The following is a 20,466-nucleotide window of genomic DNA, read 5'->3' on the forward strand; positions in this document are numbered from 1 at the left end:
GAAAATGATAAGTATTAATAACTTTACTTATATGTATAAATGGCTATATTTAGCCAAAGTAGCCCTTTGTTGGAAAAGGGATATTTTTAAAAAAATATAATGCAATTATAATGAAATGATAAAAACTTTATAATTAATTAAAATACATAATATAATTTTTTTATAACAATATATTTACTAAAATAATACAATTTATTTTATATTATAACCATATAAACCGTATAAATCAATACTCAAGCTGGCTAATGGACAAGTTTCTATAAATATCTTATCTTGATGATATATAATGACTTTAAGTTCCATTTTTCCAACAAAGGGCTACTTTGGCTAAATATAGCCATTTATACATATAAGTAAAGTTATTAATACTTATCATTTTCAAATTTTATATCAATTATGTTAAATTTAAAACAAAAAAAGCTATGCAATATAAAATTATATTCATAGCCGGTTGCACCACTAACTCCATATACCTCTAGATGCCCAATAATAAGGTATACTTCTCAGTTTCTAAAATATTTTCATTAAACGTGTTTAAATTGTCCTGATAAATTTCCTTTCTATTCTAACATTGTAATATTATCTTGTCAATATTTACATATTTTTTAAATATAATGTACTAACTGTATATATTTTTTACTTAAAAATGTTTATATTTCTATCATCAATAATAGACAATACCCTGCAAGTTATAGTAGCATTTTTATAAGCTCACTTTGCAGGGTATCATATATTTTTTATGTTAAATTTTTATCTTAATGATTAACTTTATCTTATTGATTAACTTTAATGAATCCTTTTTCTGAGACAAGTGCTTGTCCTTCATCACTCAATATATAATCTATCAAAGCTTTACCTTTTTCTGATAAGTTATCTTCTTTATTAACTAATATAAATGGTCTTGATATTGGATATTTATTAGCTATTACATTAGCATCAGTTGCATCAACATCATTTACTTTTAAACTATTTACTTTCTCATCAACATATCCAAATGATATATATCCTATAGCATTTTTATTTCCTTCAACTGTAGTTTTTATATTTCCTGAACCATCACTTATTTGTGCATCTTTAGTTAATTCTTCTGACTTGAATCCTACAATTTCTTGAAATCCATCTCTAGTTCCTGAACCTTCTTCTCTTGATACTATTACTATTGGTGCATCATTTCCGTTAACTTCTTTCCAGTTAGTTATCTTTCCTGTGTATATACCTTTTATTTGGTCCATTGTAAGATTTTTTACTGGGTTGTCCTTATTAGTTATTAATGCTATCCCATCTATTGCTATCTTAGTTTCCTTTAATCCAGCACTTTTTTCTTCATCCTTTAAATCTCTTGAACTCATACCTATTTCAGATGTTCCTTCTATTGCATTTTTTATACCTCCAGAAGAACCAATTTGTTGTACTTCTACACTAACACCTTGATTTTTTTCCTGAAACTTCTCTCCGATAGTTTCCATAAGAGGACCTATTGAAGTTGAACCTGAAACAGAAACTTTACTTGAGTCTCCTGAACCTCCAGAGTCAGAACCACATCCCACTGCTAAGACTCCAACCAATATTGTACTAGCTAAAAGAACTCCTATTTTCTTTTTGAACATTTTACTTACCCCCGCTTATATTTTAATTTTTTTGTTTTCATATTTGCTATATTTTAATAATACATATTTTTTGTTAAGTGAATATTAGAGCGAGGTTAAGTAAATGTAAATATTGTTAAATGCATGTAAAGATTTAATTTTATATAGTATATTTAAAATTAGATTAATTTTTTTAAGTAATCTTCAATCAATACTAGTATAATACATCGTATAATATTCTCATATTTTTTTATCTAATCTATTAATTTATCATATTTTATAATTCTTTTTCTAGTTTATTAACTAAACTGGCAAACACATTTAAAGCTTCTTCTATAGATTGTTTCTTCGTCATGTCTACACCAGCAGATTTCAATTGTTCTAAAGGATACTCTGACCCTCCACTTTTTAAGAAGTTTATATATCTGTCTACAGCAGTGCTACCTTCTGAAAGTATCTGTTGACTTAACGCACTTGCAGCAGAAAATCCTGTAGCATACTTATACACATAGAAATTTGAATAAAAATGTGGAATTCTTGCCCACTCTATCCCTATTTGCTCATCTACTATTGCAGATTTTCCATAATACTTCTCATTTAATTTATAGTATATATCAGTAAATTCATCAGCAGTAAGAGGCTCTCCACTTTCTACTCTTTCATGTACAATTTTTTCAAATTCAGCAAACATAGTTTGTCTATGAACTGTAGTCCTAAATTGCTCTAAATAATAATTTAATAGATATATAGTTTCATCTTTAGACTTGGAATTTTCTAATAAATAATTTATAAGAAGTAATTCATTTAATGTAGATGCAACTTCTGCAACAAATATTTTATAATCTGAATATAAAAATGGCTGACTTGTTCTCGAATAATGGCTATGAACAGAGTGACCTAATTCATGAATTAATGTAAATAGAGAATTAAGGTCATTTTTATAACTCATTAGTATATAAGGATGCGAATCATAGCTTCCCCAAGAGTAAGCTCCTCCTTTTTTACCTTCATTATCATATACATCAATCCAACCTTCTTCAAATGCATTTTTTATAACTTTTAAGTATTCTTCGCCTAGAGGCTTAAGTGCTTCTAATATAATACTCTGCGCTTTCTCATAAGGTATATCCATATCAAATTTATCAGTTAGAGGAACATATAAGTCATACATGTGTATTTCATTTAATCCTAAGAACTTCTTTTTAAGTTCAACATACTTATTCAAAATAGGAAGACTTTCATCTATTGCTGATATAAGGTTATTATAAACATCTAAGCTTACATCATCTGAAAATAGAGATGCTTCTATTGCTGAATTATATTTTCTAGTTTTTGCATAAAATATCTCTGACTTTATTCCACCATAAAGTGTTGAAGCAAATGTGTTTTTATATTTTCCATAAGTAGAAAATTCTCCTTCAAAGGCTTCTTTCCTAACTCTTCCATTTTTACTTTTTATAAATAAAGAATAGTTTGAATGAGAAAGTTTAACCTTATTACCTTTTTCATCTTCTATCTCAGGAAATTCCATATCTGCATATGCTAACATATCATATACACTTTCTGGAACTGTTGATAATTCAGATGTAGCTGCAAGTATTTCCTCTTCTCTTTCACTCAAAGTATGAGGTTTATCTCTCAATATATCTTTTATATATTTGGTATAAAATGATAACTTCTCATCCTTTAAATATTCATTTAATCTGTCTTCTTCTATAGACAGTATTTCTGGAACTATATAAGAAGTAGCCACTCCTAAATCAGTTGATAGCATTTCTGTCTTAGTGGCTCTTCCTTGATTATCATTGATTCTAGTATCTTCATGTTGTTTCATGTGAGTATATACATATAGATTTTGGATGATTCTAGATGCATTTTCAGAGATACTTAATACTTTGTATAAATTTTCTTTACTCTCAGAAAGTTTACCTTTGTATTCTTTTACTTCTTGAATAAGATTTTTTACTTTACTTATGTCTTTTTCAATGTCTTCTTTAGTAGAGTACATCTTATCTATTTTCCATTTGTATTTTTCTTCTATTGTACTTCTATCAGTTCCCATATTATACACCTCTATTTTAATTCATTTTTATATTTTATTTGCTTTACAAAATATATTGTATATATTTTAGTCCAAATAATCTACATTTATTACTCCTTCTATCATATTTATTTCTTTCATAACATCATGTAAGTGTATTCTCTTATCATAAGATATAAAAAAGTTAACTTTCCAATATTCTTCGCTACGACATTCTATTTCCATATTCCTTACAATAAGTTGATTTTTTTCAAATTTATCATATAAAAAAGGTATTGAATCTAAATTATTTATTTTTAATATCAATACATTTTTTTCTTGGCTAAATAGAAACGTATTTAGTATCCTAAGCACAAATAATGCTATCATTACAAACAACCATCCCAAAATTGCTAGCTCATAATAACCATAACCAACTGCTATACCAATACATGCAGTTGCCCACATACCTGCGGCTGTAGTAAGCCCCTTCACTCCACCTTTGTTCTTTAGAATTGCTCCTGCACCTAAAAAACCAATTCCTGACAGTACTTGCGCAGGCATTCTTGCTGGGTCAGCATTTGTATATAAACTATAGTCAGACAATAACTGGATTGAAGTTATTGAAGTAATACAAGAACCTATTGCTATTAATATATGTGTTCTAAATCCTGCAAACTGCCTTATCTTTTCTCTCTCTAGCCCTATTATGCCTCCTATAACTAATGCTAATAATAATCTTATTGCTATCTCCTTAGTTCCTATATCGCCCATAATATAAAACCTCCCGACCCAATTATAATTTATATCATATAAATAACTTCCACATCACACATCATATCATACAGATAATTTCTATATCAGAGATAATATCTTATATCTTAATATTATTATTAAGATATGAGAAATAGTAATATCTGTTAATTTTTAATACAAAAAAACCCACAACTGTGGGCTATTTGCTTAAGTACATGTATTTATTTATTAATATATCTATTTTCTTACTTGATTCTACGAGCTCTTCTTGAAATATTTCTGGATATTCTATGTATGTATTTATCTCTTCCCTAACTGCTTCAATTTCATTTTTTAACGTTTCTAATTCATTGTTCGCCATAATAATCACCACTATTACAAATTTGTATATTTTTATATACATTTTATCAAACAATATTATATTTTGTCAATATTATGTCAATAAAACTTACTATAAAAATGCTTTAATTTGGGTACTGTATACCTAGATACTAATCCTACAAACATACCCGTTACTAATGATGCCATTAACATAAATGGCAAGTATCCTATAGCAAGTATATTTTCTATTATTAAACTTGCAACTATTAATTGACCTATATTATGCCCTATTGCCCCTAAAATACTTATTCCTATCATTGATAATCCCTTTATTTTACTTGCTAAATACATAAATAAAAGGCTCAAATAAGCTCCTCCTATGCTAAATAAAAGATAAGATAGAGGACCTGCAAATATTGATGACAAAATTACCCTGATAGTAACAATTATAACAGTATCTCTGACACCTAACAACATTAATGAAATTAAAGTTATAATATTACTCAAACCCAATTTTGCTCCTGGAAATATAACTATAAGAGGATTTGGTATATATGTCTCTAACACATATAAGGCTAGACTGTATCCTATCATAAGACCTAAAAATGTCATTTTTCTAGTTTTCATTAAGTTAACTCCTCCAAATTTTATATATCATATTACATTATAATACAAAATATATAAAAACACCTAATTTAGACTAAAATATTCTATAATATATTTAAAATAAATATCAGTAATTTGAACTTGTAATTCCCCCTATAATCCTTGACTTTTTGTATCATACTTGTTACAATTTTAATGATAATGAATTTCATTAGGAGGTGTTAATAATGACTGTTTACGATTTGAAAATAGGAGAAAAAGGACTTATTAATAATATAGATGGAGATATTAAATTATCTAAAAGATTACTTGCACTTGGATGTATAAATAGTACTGAAATAGAAGTTAAAAAGGTTGCCCCATTTGGAGACCCAATTATAATTAGATTTAGAGGATTTGACCTAGCTATTAGAAAATCTGATGCTAAAAATATTTCTTTACAATAATAGAGGAGGAGCTACCCGTGATTAATGTAGCATTATTAGGAAACCCGAATGTTGGTAAGACTACTGTTTTTAACCTGCTTACAGGCTCAAATCAGTATGTTGGTAACTGGCCTGGTGTTACTATTGAAAAAAAAGAAGGATTTATTGGGAAAGAAATAAAGGTTGTAGATTTACCTGGTATATATGCAATGGATACTTTCTCAAATGAAGAAAAGGTTTCTAAGTCATATTTAGAAAATGAAGATGTTGATGTAATAGTAAATGTAGTAGATGCTTCTAACTTATCGAGAAATCTCTACTTAACAACTCAACTTATGCAATTTAATAAACCTATAGTTATACTGCTTAACATGTTAGATATTGCAGAATCTAAAGGTGTTAATATAGATGATAAAAAATTAAGTGAAGAACTTGGAGTAATCGTTGTTCCAATCATCGCAAAAAAGAAAGATGGTGTAGAAAAAATAGAAGCAGAAATTAAAGATGCTACTAAAAAATCATTTAAATATCGAACAGACTTTGGAAGTGAAACAGAAACATATAAGAAGTTGGAATCTATCTTATCAAGATGTACAAAGACTACATATACACAAAAAAAATCTATCAGTGATAAAATAGACAATATAGTTTTAAATCCTATATTAGCCTATCCTATATTTATTGGTGTATTGTTTCTTTTATTTAAGTTCACCTTTGATTGGGTTGGAGGTCCACTTCAAGAAGGCTTTGCAGGCCTTATAGAGGCTTATATCTCTACACCTGTTAGTGATATGTTAGCTAACTCTAGTCCATGGTTTAAATCACTTATTGTTGATGGTATAATTGGAGGTGTTGGTGGTACTTTACCATTCTTCCCTTTAATATTTACATTATTCTTTGGTATATCTCTATTTGAAGATAGTGGATATATGTCAAGAACAGCATTTTTGATGGATAAGGTTATGAGAAAGGTTGGTCTATCTGGTAAAGCTTTTATACCTATAGTTATGGGTATGGGATGTTCTTCTCCTGCTATAATGGCAACTAGAACACTAGAAAGTGAAAAAGACAGAAGAGTTACAGCTCTTATTGCACCACTTATGACTTGTGGAGCAAAGCTACCTATATATGCATTATTTGTAGCTATATTTTTCCCACACAATGCTGCTTTAGTAACTACATCATTATACTTAGTTGGTATAGTTATGGCAATTGTGGTTGCACTATTTTTAAATAAAACAGCTTTTAAGACAGAAGCTGAACCATTTATATTAGAGTTACCAGAATATAGAATACCTACTATAGATGCACTTATTAAAAATACTTGGAATAAATCAAAAGGATTTTTAATAAGAGTTGTTACTGTAATGTTTGCAATGTCAGTTGTTATTTGGGGACTTTCTTCATTTAATGTATTTGGATTTACAGAAGATATAAATGTAAGCTTTTTAGCTACTATAGGGCATATTATATCTCCTATATTTAAACCTCTTGGTTTTGATGACTGGAGAACTTCAGTTGCTATCTTAAGTGGTCTTGGAGCAAAAGAAATCGTGGTAAACTCTTTGAATATACTATATGGTAATTTGACTGTTGTATTGCCAACAATATTTAATGGCGTTACTGCATATACATTCTTAATATTTACAGCTCTATATACTCCATGTATAGCTGCTCTTGCAACTATGAAAAAAGAATATGGCAATAAGATGATGTTTGCATCATTTGCATATCAATTTATATTAGCATGGATAATGGCTTTTATAGTTAAAAGCATTGGTGGAGTACTATTTATGGGAAATTCAATAATGGAAGCTTTAGTTGGTGGAATAATCATAGTTCTTGCATTTTTAATTTTGTTTAATAAATTTAAATCTACAAAAAATGGAAGTAGCTGTAGTGGATGTTCTGGTTGCTCTGGATGTCCAGGTTCTAATTCTTGCTCAATAGATGAAGATGATAACAAAAAAAGTAGTATACATTAATATATAGATATCTTATATTTAAAAGTAAATAAATTATGGTATTATCTTCTAAAGGATAGATTCATAAGAAAATTTTTTGGAATAATTAACGGTATAGCATAATTAAGTGCTATACCGTTTTTATTTTAAAGTTATAAAATTTATAAAAAAGCTGTATTCTTCTAGCTAATTTAGACTAACATTTTCATTTTCGTCTAGGCAAATTTCTATTGCTTCAAGCTAATGCGAAAAAACGCATATATCTAAAATCAATTATTTGCTCATATCTTTAGATTTATCTACACAAGCAACAATAGATTTTATAACTGCTGATCTAAATCCTTCTTCTTCTAACACTCTAACTGCTTCTATAGTAGTTCCTGCTGGAGAACAAACCATATCTTTTAATTCACCTGGATGTTTTCCAGTTTCAAGAACCATCTTAGAAGAGCCCATAACGGCTTGAGATGCAAATTTATAAGCTTGCTGTCTTGGCATACCAGCTAGTACTGCTGCGTCTGCAATAGCTTCTATAAACATAAATACATATGCAGGAGAAGAACCGCTAATACCTGTAACCGTATCCATTAAATATTCTGCTACTATTTCTGCTTCTCCAAATGATTCAAATAGAGCTTTAATCATATTCAATTCTTCAGCAGTTACATTTGCATTTTTACAAAGAGCTGACATACCTTCTCCAACAAGTGCTGGAGTATTTGGCATTACTCTTACTATCTTTTTATCTGAACCTATAATGCTTTCAAGAGTTTCTATAGTTTTTCCTGCTGCTATTGATACTATTATTTTACTTGCATCTATTAATTCTTTAAGTGGAGCTAAAGCTTTTTCACATATATTAGGCTTAAGTGCTACTATCACTACATCTGAATTTGCAACAGCTACCTTTGAATCAGTTGTAGTATTTATTCCAAATTGTTCTTTTACTTTATCTAAAGCAACTTGACTTAAGTCTGATACAGTTATATCTTCTGCTTTTACTAATCCTGATTTTACTATACCACCTATCATTGCACTTCCCATATTTCCTGAACCAATAAATCCTAAAGTTTTCATATCAAATCTCCTCTTTTTCTATTAGTTTTTATTTTAAAGTAGCTAAATTTACAATATTTTAACTGCTTAAAATTATCTTAGTTATTATAAAATATAATTTTATTATGATTATTATAAATTACTTCTTTATATAGTTTATTAAATATAAATTTAACGATTTTTTCATTAAACTCAACGAGCTAACTTCCCATCCAGAAAGTTAGCTCAGAATTAATCTAAAATTTTTTAAAATGTTATCTAGTAATATATATACCATTATACCAGCTACATTTTTATATAGTAAGAAGTTTCATTTACAAACAATCCTAGAATGTTTGCTCAGTTCTACCTATTATCTCATCTTGTAATGTTCTACTTAAATTATTGAAATGGTCACTATATCCTGCAACTCTAACTATTAAGTCTTTGTAATCTTGAGGATTCTTTTGAGCCTCCAATAATACATTTTTATCAAATACATTGAATTGTATATGATGTCCATCCATATTAAAGTATGCTCTTACCAGATTAGCCATATTGTCTAATCCTTTTTCACCTTGCACTACTGATGGCGCAAATCTTTGATTTAACAATGTTCCACCAGTTTTTATGTGGTCCATCTTAGCACAAGATTTTATAACTGCTGTAGGTCCATTAGTATCTCCACCTTTTTCTGGAGAGATTCCTTCTGAAACTGGTTTTGCACAAAGTCTACCATTTGCACTTGCTCCCATAATTTCTCCAAAGTATACATGGCAAGTAGTTGGCAACATATCTACTCTATATTCTCCACCACAAACAGTTGGTCTACCAGTTACTTCATTGTAATATGCATTAAATATTTCTTCCATTATTCCATCAGCATAATCATCATCATTTCCATACTTAGGAGTTTTATTTGCAACTATGTTAAGTATAGCTTCATATCCCTCAAAATTAGAATCAAGTGCCTTAAGTAATGTATCCATATCAAATTTTTTCTTGTCAAATACATTATATTTTATTGCTGTTAAACTATCTGTTATAGTTCCTATACCAACACCTTGTATATATCTAGTATTATATCTTGCTCCACCTCTTTGATAGTCTTTGCCTTTTGCTATACAATCATCAACTATTGTAGACATAAGTGGACAAGGCATATGTTTTGCGCATATATTTTCTATTACAGCATTTCCTTGTATTTTTATATCAATCATATAATGTAACTGCTTTTTAAATGCATCAAATAATTCTTCATAAGATTTAAAATCTCTAGGGTCTCCAGTTTTAATACCTATTTGCTTTTTAGCAATTGGGTCATAACCGTTATTTAATGTTAATTCAAGTATTTTTGGAATATTCATATATCCAGTTAAAACATATGCTTCTTTACCAAAACATCCAGTTTCAACACAACCACTAGTTCCTCCAAGTCTTGCATCTTCTATAGTTTTACCAGCTTCCATAAGCTCTTGAACTATTGCTTCAGTATTATAAAATGCTGGTTGACCCCATCCTTTTCTTGATATTTCACAAGCTCTCTTTAAGAATTTTTGAGGAGTCTTTTTACTTATTTGAACATTTGAACTAGGTTGTATTAATTTCATTTCATCCATAACATCAAGTATTATATAACTAACTTCATTAACACCATCTTGACCATCTGGATTTATTCCACCAGTATTTATGTTTGCAAAGTCTGTATATGTGCTACTCTCTTTTAATGTTATACCAACTTTTGGTGGTGCTGGTTGATTGTTAAATTTAACCCATAAACATTCAAGTAATTCTTGTGCTTTTTCTCTATCTAATATTCCATTTTCTACATCTCTTTCATAGAAAGGATTTAAATGTTGGTCTAGTCTTCCTGGAGTAAATGCATCCCATATATTAAGCTCAGTAGTAACCCCTATATGAACAAACCAGTACATTTGTATAGCTTGATGGTAAGTTTCTGGCTTATGAGCTGGTACAACATCACAAGTTTCAGCAATTAACAATAGGTCTTTTTTCTTAGCTTCATCAGTTTCTTCTTCTGCCATTTTTCTTGCCTTTTCAGCATATCTCTTTCCTAATATAACCATTGCATCACAAGCGATTGCCATAGCTTCTAAATCAGCTTTTTTGTTGTATGCATCTAAGTCATTAAGGAAATCTAATTCTTTTAGTCTTGCTTCTATATCTTTCTTTAAATCTAAAAATCCTTTTTTATATATTGTATCTCCACAAACTGTGTGTCCTGGAGCTCTTTGTTCCATAAACTCTGTAAACATACCTGCTTCATATGCTGCTAACCATTCAGGTGTCATAGCATTTATTATCTTATCTCTTGTTTGTCTCTTTTTCCAGAAAGGTATTATTTCCTCTTGATGTATTTTTCTAGATTCTTCAGATACACTAAAATTTATTATGTCTCTATTATGCATTACTTCTAAATCTTCCATTGTATGACAACAAATTTCTGGATATGTTGGTGCTCCATTAGGTGAATCTCCTTTTTCGCCTACTATTAATTCTCCATCATTTATACTAAGAGTTCTATTTTCAATGTAATGTTTAAATGATAAAGCACGAAGTACAGGAATTTCTACACTTCCTTCATATTTTTTATAAGCTTCTGTCATAAGTACTGCTCTTTCAATAGATATGTGTGGTTCTGCATTAACACTTTCTTCTCTTAATTTTTTAGTTCTTTCAAAAGTTCCTCTTGACATTTTATTACCCCCCAATCTTAGTATTGAAATTACTTGCTTCAAACAGCCTTTTTATTTCTTCTAATTTTTCTTCAGTAGGTCTTTGTAACTCTTCTCCTTCATATTTTTTATAAATTTTATCATACTTATGTTTACCAATATTATGATATGGAAGAAGACTTACATCTTTTATATTCAAAGGCTTTAAAAATTCTATCATTTTTTTAACCTCTAAATTTTCATCATCTACATTTACTCCTACAATTAATGGTATTCTTATATTTATATTAGCTCCTGATTCACTCAAAAGTTTAACATTTTTAAGTATTAAATCATTTGATTTTCCTGTAAATTTTATATGTTTTTCCTCATCAATAAGTTTAATATCGTATAAGAACAAATCTGCATATTTAGCAACTCTTTCATAATTTTCTGACTTTGCATATCCACAAGTATCAATTGCTACATGAATTCCCTTTGATTTACACATGTTTATTACTCCACAAATAAAATCCATGTCTTGAGCCATTACTTCTCCACCTGATAAAGTTACTCCTCCACCTGATTCTTCATAGAAAATTCTATCTTTTTCTATCTCTTTAACCAGTTCTTTAACAGAATACTCTTGACCAACTATTTCTCTAGCATTGTTTATACAATAATCTAAACAAGTTTCACAAAACTTACATTTATCTTGGTCTAGACATATTTTCGCTTCACCTTTGTAAATTGCTTTGTGAGGACATATATTTATACATGCTTCACATCTTGAACATCTCTCTTCATTATACAAAACTTGTTTTGTATATGTTTGACTTTCTGGATTATGACACCAAACACATTCAAGTGGGCATCCTTTAAAAAAAACTGTACTTCTTATCCCTGGACCATCATGTATACTACATTTTTGTAAATTTATAACTAATGGATTCATAATTTTTTCACCCCTAAAGAATATCCATTTTATTTTTTTCATCTTTATGTAATTCATCTTCATAGGTCATTTCTATGAAAAGCATTTCTACAATTACATAATACTATATTTGTTATTATTTTGTCTATATTTTTTTAGTAATATTAAAAAATTTTATTTTATTATGATATTTATATTGATTTTATAAATTAAATTTAAATATTTATTAATTTTATTTTTATAAGTAAATATAGATAATCTCTATAAACAATATGTTATTTTAATTAATTTAGATATATATACTATAAAAATTAAATAAAAATAGAGACTACACTTTACCATGTAGTCTCTGTTTCTCTAGTCACATTTAGAATTTTACATTTATTGTTACTGCTTTTCCGCCTCTATTTAATGTAAGTTTTGTGCTAGCACCTTTTGAGAAAGTATATAACTTTTTATTAAGGTCATTCATACCAGTTATATCTGCATCTCCTACTTTAGTTATAATATCCCCTACTTTTACTCCTGCTTTTTCTGCTGATGAACCAGATATCACTTCTGCAACATATACTCCTTTGTCAGTACTTAATTTTGTACCTGTAGCTGCTTCATAATTTGATACATCTGTTCCTTTTATACCTAAAGTTACTTTTTCATATTTTCCAGTTTTTATTACTTCTTCAACTATGCTTTTAGCTGTATTGATTGGTATCGCAAATCCTAACCCTTCTGCTTGAGAAGCTTTTGCTGTATTTATACCAATTACTTGACCCTTTTGATTTAACAACGGCCCTCCACTATTTCCTGCATTTATACTTGCATCAGTTTGTAATAATCCTGTCATATTAGTTTTTTCTGTTTGTATAGTTCTATCTAATCCACTTATTATCCCTTGAGTAACTGTCTTTTGGAAGTCTAGTCCAAGTGGGTTACCTATTGCTATTGATATATCTCCAACTTTTACTTTATCACTATCTGCAAATTCAGCTGGTGTTAATCCAGTTTTATCAACTTTAACTATAGCCAAATCAAGTTGTTGGTCAAACCATACCACTTTACCTGATGTTGTTGAACCATCATTAAATAAAACATTAACACTAGTTGCTTGACCATCTGATATAACATGAGAATTAGTAAGTATATATCCATTTGAATCTACTATAATCCCAGTTCCTACTCCTTGTGTTTCAGTTGGTATTGCAAACATATTACTAGTATCGACACTAGTTGTCGTAATACCTACAACAGATGGTGTTGCCTTTTCTGCAACTGCTTGATAAATATTTTGGCTCTTTCCATCATCATTTACAACTATAGGTGTAGAACTTCCTGTAGATTTACTTCCTAAATTATCTTTAACTAAAATTATTGTTAGTAAACTACTAAGTATTGAACTTATTATAGCGACTAATATTACTAAACTTATACCTTTCTTTCTTCTTGACATCTCACACCACTCCCTATCTAATATAATATAAATTATCAAAATATATTTTTCCCAATTTTCCATAAAAAAATGAAATCATCTATTTTGAGTAAACTCTCTTTCGATGATTTCATTATATTATTCTAATCTTAATTAAACCTTAACTATCTAAAATTATTTAAGTCTTTTTTCTAATTCTTCTTTTTCCTTTTCATAACCTGGTTTTCCTAGCAAAGCAAACATATTTTTCTTGTATGCTTCTACTCCTGGTTGGTCAAATGGATTAACTCCTAGTAAATATCCACTTATTCCACAAGCTTTTTCAAAGAAATACACTAAGTATCCAAAATTATACTCATCTAATTGAGGTATATTTATTACTAAGTTAGGCACTTTTCCATCAGTATGTGCTAATAAAGTCCCTTCAAAAGCTTTATGATTTACAAAATCTACAGTTTTGCCTGCTAAATAATTTAAACCATCTAAATCTACTTCTTCTGAATTTATAGTTATATTTCTCTTAGAACTTTCAACATTAAGTACTGTTTCAAATAAAAGTCTTTTTCCATCTTGAATATATTGTCCCATAGAATGTAAATCTGTTGAAAAATCTACAGAAGCAGGGAATAAGCCTTTATTTTCTTTTCCTTCACTTTCTCCATAAAGTTGTTTCCACCACTCACTCACATAATGTAGTTGAGGTTCATAGTTAACCAATAACTCTACATCTTTTCCTTTTCTATGTAAAATTGTTCTAGCTACAGCATATTTATAACTGTCATTATTTTTTAAGTCAGAATTTTGAAATGCTTCACGAGCATCATTTGCACCATTCATCATGGCATCAATATCAAGTCCTGCAGCTGCAATAGGAAGTAATCCAACAGCTGTCAATACAGAAAAACGACCACCTACATCATCTGGTATTACAAAAGTCTCATACCCTTCTTCTGTAGCTAATTGTCTAAGTGCACCTTTACTTGAATCTGTTGTTGCATATATTCTCTTTCTAGCTTCTTCTTTTCCATATTTTTTTTCTAGATAATTTTTAAATATTCTAAAAGCAAGAGCTGGCTCTGTAGTAGTACCTGATTTAGATATTACATTTACAGAAACATCTTTACCTTCAATTACATCTAGTAAATCCATAATATATGTTGAACTTATATTATGACCTACAAAATATACTTCAGGAGCATTTCTTTGCTCTTTTTTAAGCCCATTTCTAAAAGAATGACTTACCATGTCTATAGCAGCTCTTGAACCCAAATAAGAGCCTCCTATACCGATTACTAAAAGAACCTCTGAGTCAGACTTTATCTTTTCAGCAGATTTTTTTATTCTAGCAAACTCTTCCTTATCATAATTTTTAGGAAGGTCTATCCATCCTAAAAAAGTATTTCCTAAACCAGTTTTATTATGTAACATATCATGTGCCACATCTACATACGGCTGCATGACATCTATTTCTTTTTGGCAAAAAAATTCCGTAGCTTTACTATAATCAAAATTTATTTTTCCCATTTAAATCCCTCTTTTCAGCATATGCGTTTTACAGAGATTATAACACAAAATCTAGGTGTTTTTTTAAAAAGTTTGCCACAAAATAATACATATATCCTCAAGCATTATTAGGAAATCGATTCTTCTAAATATTACAACTATTTGCCAATTATAAAATTTTAATTAAATAAAATTATACCAAATATAGGTTTTATCTCACTTTCAAACTTCCTTTTAGATGCACATGACTCCCAAATACTGGATGGATAAGGTATTTGTCATCTATTACAACATATTCTTTAAATGATTTTTAGATGTTATATCTTCAAATACCTATCTGGATTTCATAAAGAATTAAAATACACTACAGTAAGGATTGACAAAAAATAATGTTTTGTTTAAACTGATTGAAATATGCTTTATACATACTCAATAGGTAAATGTAAATAAACTTAAGTTGGAGGTACAGTTCTCATGAAAAAATTTATTGAAATAAATGGTAAGAAGAATTTTATATATTCATATGGTCAAGGTTCCATTACTTTAGTGCTTTTATCAGGTTCAGGCATACCTTTCCCAAATTTTGAATATATGTCTTTAGCAAAAACGTTAGCAAAAACCTATCGAGTGATTGGAATCGAAAAACTGGGCTACGGACATAGTGATTTATCTGAGAATAACCGAAATATAAATGTTGTTGTTCATGAGTACAGATGCATACTACAAGAGTTAGGAATAAAAACACCTATTGTACTAGTAGCACATAGTGTGGGATTTTTAGAGGCTCTCCGTTGGGGACAGCAAAATCCTTCTGAAATTGCTGGTATTATTGGTATTGATCCCGCAACACCAGAATGCTATAATAGAGACTTTAACATAGATGATGCTACAAATAAACTAATAGAGCTATCAAATGATGAACACCTCAGAAAAGTAACAACCAACGCTTTAATAGAGCAATTAGTAGAAGAACATTGTATTCCATTAATAGAAAAGAAAGAGCTTGAAAACGTGTTATATCATAATCTTGCCAATCAAAATTGGATTAGTGAAGCCAAAAATTTAAGAAATACGATTGCTCTAATAGAAAGGGACAATCCATATTTACAGATTCCAATGCTTTTCTTTATATCAAATGGAGAAGGAACTGGGATAGAAAAACAGAGTTGGATAAACCATCCTTTACAATATTTAAATAATATTAAAATTGCTCAATATGAATTATTTGATTATCCACATAATCTATATAAATTTGTATATAAAGAAATTGCTGAAATATCAGAGAAATTTCTTTCAAAGTATTTAGTTTAGAAAACTAGAATCCTATTTACTTAGGTTGATTAAAATATGGTAAACAATAAACAGTTATACAATAAAGATGATTGGATTTTCAGTAATTAATCAATAAAAAAATAAACTCTAAACTATCATCTAGAGTTTATTTTTTGTTTATTCTTTATTTTAATTCTTACATCATTTTAAGATATTATTTTTAATCCTTTCCTAACCTTTTAGCTATAACTTGTTGTGCTATGTTGACAGCATGGTCAGAAATTCTCTCTAGATTACTTATTACATCTAAATAGATAACACCATTCTCTATACTACATAAGTTATTATTCAATCTATACATATGATTAGCTCTACAAGATTTCTCCATTATATCAACTTGCTCTTCAATTTTTATAACTTTATAAGCCAAGTCTACATTATCAGTTCTCATTGATTCTAAGGCATAAGTATATGATGAAACGACTTTATTGTACATAATATCAAGTTCAGATTGTCCTTCTTTAGAGAAAGAAATATTTGAATCTATTGCAACTTGAGATAATTCAGCTATATTTTTAGCATGGTCACCAATTCTTTCTATATCATTAACTGTATTAAATAAGGTATCCACAACTTCTCTGGAATGATCATCTAAAGGTGCTTTTGAAAGTTTAAGCAAGTAATTTAAAATAGCTTTTTGTAAATCATTTATTAACTTTTCACGTCTGTATGTTTTATCTATTTTTTCAGTTGAATGTTCTACTAACGCTTCCATAGATGCATTTAAACTTTCCTTAGCTTTTTCTCCCATACGAAGTGCTTCTTTTATCGTATTAGCAAGAGCTATAGAAGGAGTTTCTATCATTCTATCATCTATATATTTAATAGTCTTAGCTTCATCTTCATCTGCGTCACCAGCTTTATCAGGAACAAGCTTAATTGCTAGTTTTATGATAATCTTTGTAAATGGTAGAAGTATTAAGACAGATATAATATTAAACAATGTGTGTGTATTAGCTATTTGTCTTGCAACATTACTTGGGTCCCAACTTGTAACTAAATTTACAATTGGTTTATTCAACAACACTAAGAATATTACTGTTCCCAAAACATTGAAGATTAAATGCATCATAGCTGCTCTTCGTGCATTTTTATTAGCACCAATACTTGATAACAATGAAGTTACACATGTACCAATATTTTGACCATAAAGAATTGGTAATGCTGCTGCCAATGGGATTAAACCTTCTGCTGCTAATGCAACCAACATACCCATAGATGCACTTGAACTCTGTATTATTGCTGTAATACCAAACCCTAATAATAATCCAAGTAGTGGATAATTACCAAATGTAACAAGTAAATCAGTGAATCCTTGATAGTCTTTTAATGGCTCAACTGCCATTTTCATAAAATCCATACCTGTAAATAATATCCCAAAACCTATAAGTATTTCAGCTATATTTTTTATTCTAGGTTTATTTCCAAATAAATAAAGTATAATACCTATACCTAATGCTACTGGAGCCATTCCAGTTAAATCAAAAGATACTAATTGGGCTGTAACAGTAGTACCTATATTAGCACCCATTATAACCCCTATTGCTTGTTTTAAAGTCATTATTCCTGCATTTACAAAACCAACAACCATTACAGTAGTAGCACTTGAACTTTGTATTACTGCTGTAACTCCTGTACCTACTAAAACTCCCATAAATAGATTACTAGTAAGTAATTTTATTATCTTTTTTAATTTTGTCCCAGCAGATTTTTGTAGACCTTCTCCCATAAGGTTCATACCATATAAGAACAGCCCTAATCCACCCATTAGACTTATTATAATGTTCAAATTATTTCCTCCTTGTAAAGAGATTACTATATTTAAAAATTTTATAACCTATTGTATTTTATCAAATTATAGGAGTAGTAATGTTAAATTCATGTTAAATATTAAAAAATCATTAAATTTATGTTAAATTTTTGTGCTATTAGCATATTTTTGTATTATTTTTTCTGAACATTTTATACCATCGACTGCCGCTGTGACTATTCCACCTGCATATCCAGCACCTTCACCACAAGGATATAAATTTTTAACACTTATTGATTCCAAACTGTTTTCATCTCTTACTATTCTTATTGGTGATGATGACCTAGTTTCTACACCAGTTAAAACTGCATCATGCATTGCAAATCCATTTAATTTTTTATCAAGAGAGATAAATGCTTCTCTCATAGTTTCTATCACAAAACTAGGCAAACATTCATTCAAATTTGTAAGCTTATATCCAGGTTTATATGATGGTTCAACACTTCCTAAATTTTCAGAAGTCTTATTATTAATAAAATCTCCAACAAGTTGAACTGGAGCATTGTAATTTTTACCACCTAATTCAAAAGCTAATTTCTCATATTTTTGCTGAAAATGAACCCCTGCTAGTGGATTATCACTATCAAAATCTTCAGGAAGTACATTTACTAGAAATGCGCTATTAGCGTTTATTTTATCTCTTGCATGTTCACTCATTCCATTTGTAACTATTTCAAAATCATTTGATGCAGATGCTATGACACTGCCTCCTGGGCACATACAAAAAGTATATGCTGTTCTTCCATTTGAGACATGCTCTATAAGTCTATAATCAGCAGCTCCTAATCGAGGATGATTATAAAATTCCTTATACTGTGCTTTATTTATCAGGTCTTGAGGATGTTCAATTCTAGCTCCTATTGCAAATGGTTTCTGAATTATTTTTACACCTCTTGAATGCAACATCTCATAAGTATCTCTTGCACTATGCCCAACAGCTAATATAACTGCATCTGTATCTATTTTTTCGCTATCATTTACAATTACAGATTGTATAGAATTATTTAATACAACTATATCTGTCACTTTTGAATCAAATTTAACTTGTCCACCTAGATTTATTATTTCATTTCTTATATTTTTAACTACACTTTTTAATATATCTGTACCAACATGTGGCTTATGTGAATATAATATTTCATCTGGTGCTCCAAACTGAACTAATTCTTCTAGCACTTTTCTACATCGTATATCTTTTATTCTAGTTGTGAGTTTCCCATCTGAAAAAGTTCCTGCTCCACCTTCTCCAAATTGAACATTTGAATTATTTTTAAACTTTCTAGTTGTCCAAAAATCACTTATATCCTTAGTTCTACTATCAACATCAAGACCTCTTTCAAGTAGAATTGGTTCATAACCCATTTGAGCCAAAATAAGCCCTGCAAATAAGCCAGCTGGTCCACTTCCAATTACTAAAGGTCTATTATTTAATTTTTTATTACCCATAGCTACATTTACATATTTTACATCTTTTATCTTTGTTACATCTTTTATTTTTGAGCTTAGTATTTTACTTTCATCTCTAACTTCTACATCTACAGAATAAACAAATTCCATCTTTCCTTTTTTTCTAGCGTCTATAGATTCTTTATATATGCTGTATTTTATTAAATTTTTTTCTTTTATTCTTAACTTCTTAAGTACAATATCTTTTAATAAAGATATATCTTTATCGATTCCAAGTTTTATATTAGATACCCTTAACATATTGTTTTCCTCTCTTAGATTGTAATATAAAAAAGCTAGGGTTACTCCTAGCTTTCTACAAATATAACTTCTATATTCTCTTTTACTAGATTTTCTACCCAAATCTCGTCTAGCACAAATTTCTTTATTTTGTCTACAATAAGTTCTTTATCCAAATCCTTTTTTAGATTTTTCACTAAAACCATCGCTTCAACCGATTTATTCAATCTTTCAACGTATAAAGAATTCACTTTAATTAATATAACCCTTAATTCACATATATATAACTCTTCACTACCTAAAGTGATTTCATCATCGTATTTATATATACTAAATTCATATATGTTTTCATATGGTGTTATATTTTCTATCCCAATAAACTCCATT

Annotated in this window: 16 protein-coding genes and 1 riboswitch; of the genes, 3 read left to right on the forward strand and 13 right to left on the reverse strand. The window is 29.0% G+C overall.

The features are described from left to right. Window positions 1–436: 436 nt before the first annotated feature. A riboswitch (cyclic di-GMP riboswitch) is annotated at window positions 437–520 on the reverse strand. A 253-nt stretch (window positions 521–773) separates the two neighbouring features. The 5 genes from KGF52_RS11645 to KGF52_RS11665 all read right to left on the reverse strand — a co-directional run bounded on the left by KGF52_RS11645 (window position 774) and on the right by KGF52_RS11665 (window position 5,310). Then, window positions 774–1,607, reverse strand: coding sequence for a phosphate ABC transporter substrate-binding protein (locus KGF52_RS11645; RefSeq protein WP_227828306.1), 834 nt, complete (start codon window positions 1,605–1,607; stop codon window positions 774–776). A gap of 256 nt (window positions 1,608–1,863) precedes the next feature. After that, complete coding sequence (gene pepF, locus KGF52_RS11650; protein WP_227840307.1) at window positions 1,864–3,648, reverse strand: oligoendopeptidase F; 1,785 nt, start codon at window positions 3,646–3,648, stop codon at window positions 1,864–1,866. Window positions 3,649–3,714: 66 nt separating this feature from the next. After that, window positions 3,715–4,380: an MgtC/SapB family protein gene (locus tag KGF52_RS11655; protein WP_227828304.1), complete on the reverse strand. Its 666-nt coding sequence runs from the start codon at window positions 4,378–4,380 to the stop codon at window positions 3,715–3,717. A gap of 181 nt (window positions 4,381–4,561) precedes the next feature. Beyond that, a complete protein-coding gene (locus tag KGF52_RS11660) occupies window positions 4,562–4,723 on the reverse strand; it encodes an aspartyl-phosphate phosphatase Spo0E family protein (RefSeq protein ID WP_021386276.1) in 162 nt (53 codons plus the stop codon). A 77-nt stretch (window positions 4,724–4,800) separates the two neighbouring features. Continuing rightward, entirely contained in the window at window positions 4,801–5,310 is a 510-nt protein-coding gene (locus tag KGF52_RS11665; protein WP_227828303.1) for a Gx transporter family protein, read from the reverse strand. 206 nt (window positions 5,311–5,516) lie between these two features. Here KGF52_RS11665 and KGF52_RS11670 point away from each other — a divergent pair, with 206 nt between their 5' ends. After that, window positions 5,517–5,735 (forward strand): FeoA family protein, encoded by a 219-nt coding sequence (locus KGF52_RS11670; RefSeq protein WP_227433680.1) that lies wholly within the window; start codon window positions 5,517–5,519, stop codon window positions 5,733–5,735. Window positions 5,736–5,752: 17 nt separating this feature from the next. Continuing rightward, window positions 5,753–7,699, forward strand: a complete 1,947-nt coding sequence (gene feoB / locus KGF52_RS11675; RefSeq protein WP_227840308.1) for a ferrous iron transport protein B — start codon at window positions 5,753–5,755, stop codon at window positions 7,697–7,699. Between the two features lie 252 nt (window positions 7,700–7,951). Here the strand turns inward: feoB and proC are convergent, their stop codons facing one another. From proC to KGF52_RS11700, 5 genes are all read right to left on the reverse strand, one after another. Continuing rightward, a complete protein-coding gene (gene proC, locus KGF52_RS11680) occupies window positions 7,952–8,755 on the reverse strand; it encodes a pyrroline-5-carboxylate reductase (RefSeq protein WP_227840309.1) in 804 nt (267 codons plus the stop codon). A gap of 305 nt (window positions 8,756–9,060) precedes the next feature. Next, window positions 9,061–11,430 carry a trans-4-hydroxy-L-proline dehydratase gene (gene hypD, locus KGF52_RS11685; protein WP_227840310.1) on the reverse strand — a complete coding sequence of 790 codons (2,370 nt, stop codon included), beginning with the start codon at window positions 11,428–11,430 and terminating at the stop codon, window positions 9,061–9,063. A 4-nt stretch (window positions 11,431–11,434) separates the two neighbouring features. Beyond that, the gene (locus KGF52_RS11690) at window positions 11,435–12,343 is read right to left on the reverse strand and encodes a trans-4-hydroxy-L-proline dehydratase activase (protein ID WP_227840311.1); all 909 of its coding nucleotides are present in this window, start codon (window positions 12,341–12,343) and stop codon (window positions 11,435–11,437) included. 346 nt (window positions 12,344–12,689) lie between these two features. Next, the gene (gene htrA, locus KGF52_RS11695; protein ID WP_227828298.1) at window positions 12,690–13,769 is read right to left on the reverse strand and encodes a serine protease HtrA; all 1,080 of its coding nucleotides are present in this window, start codon (window positions 13,767–13,769) and stop codon (window positions 12,690–12,692) included. Window positions 13,770–13,922: 153 nt separating this feature from the next. Then, window positions 13,923–15,272 (reverse strand): glucose-6-phosphate isomerase, encoded by a 1,350-nt coding sequence (locus KGF52_RS11700; protein WP_227828297.1) that lies wholly within the window; start codon window positions 15,270–15,272, stop codon window positions 13,923–13,925. Between the two features lie 453 nt (window positions 15,273–15,725). Between KGF52_RS11700 and KGF52_RS11705 the strand changes: the two genes are divergently transcribed. Further along, window positions 15,726–16,562 carry an alpha/beta fold hydrolase gene (locus KGF52_RS11705; protein ID WP_227840312.1) on the forward strand — a complete coding sequence of 279 codons (837 nt, stop codon included), beginning with the start codon at window positions 15,726–15,728 and terminating at the stop codon, window positions 16,560–16,562. 181 nt (window positions 16,563–16,743) lie between these two features. On the opposite strand, the gene KGF52_RS11710 is transcribed toward KGF52_RS11705, so the two are convergent. From KGF52_RS11710 to KGF52_RS11720, 3 genes are all read right to left on the reverse strand, one after another. Then, on the reverse strand, window positions 16,744–18,372 hold the full coding sequence (locus tag KGF52_RS11710) for a Na/Pi cotransporter family protein (protein ID WP_227828295.1): 1,629 nt from the start codon (window positions 18,370–18,372) through the stop codon (window positions 16,744–16,746). Window positions 18,373–18,495: 123 nt separating this feature from the next. Continuing rightward, entirely contained in the window at window positions 18,496–20,100 is a 1,605-nt protein-coding gene (locus KGF52_RS11715) for an FAD-dependent protein (protein WP_227828294.1), read from the reverse strand. A 47-nt stretch (window positions 20,101–20,147) separates the two neighbouring features. Further along, window positions 20,148–20,465 carry a hypothetical protein gene (locus KGF52_RS11720; protein ID WP_227828293.1) on the reverse strand — a complete coding sequence of 106 codons (318 nt, stop codon included), beginning with the start codon at window positions 20,463–20,465 and terminating at the stop codon, window positions 20,148–20,150. Between the last annotated feature and the right edge of the window lies 1 nt (window position 20,466).

It is taken from the genome of Clostridioides sp. ZZV15-6597, assembly GCF_020657815.1.
Lineage (GTDB): Bacteria > Bacillota > Clostridia > Peptostreptococcales > Peptostreptococcaceae > Clostridioides.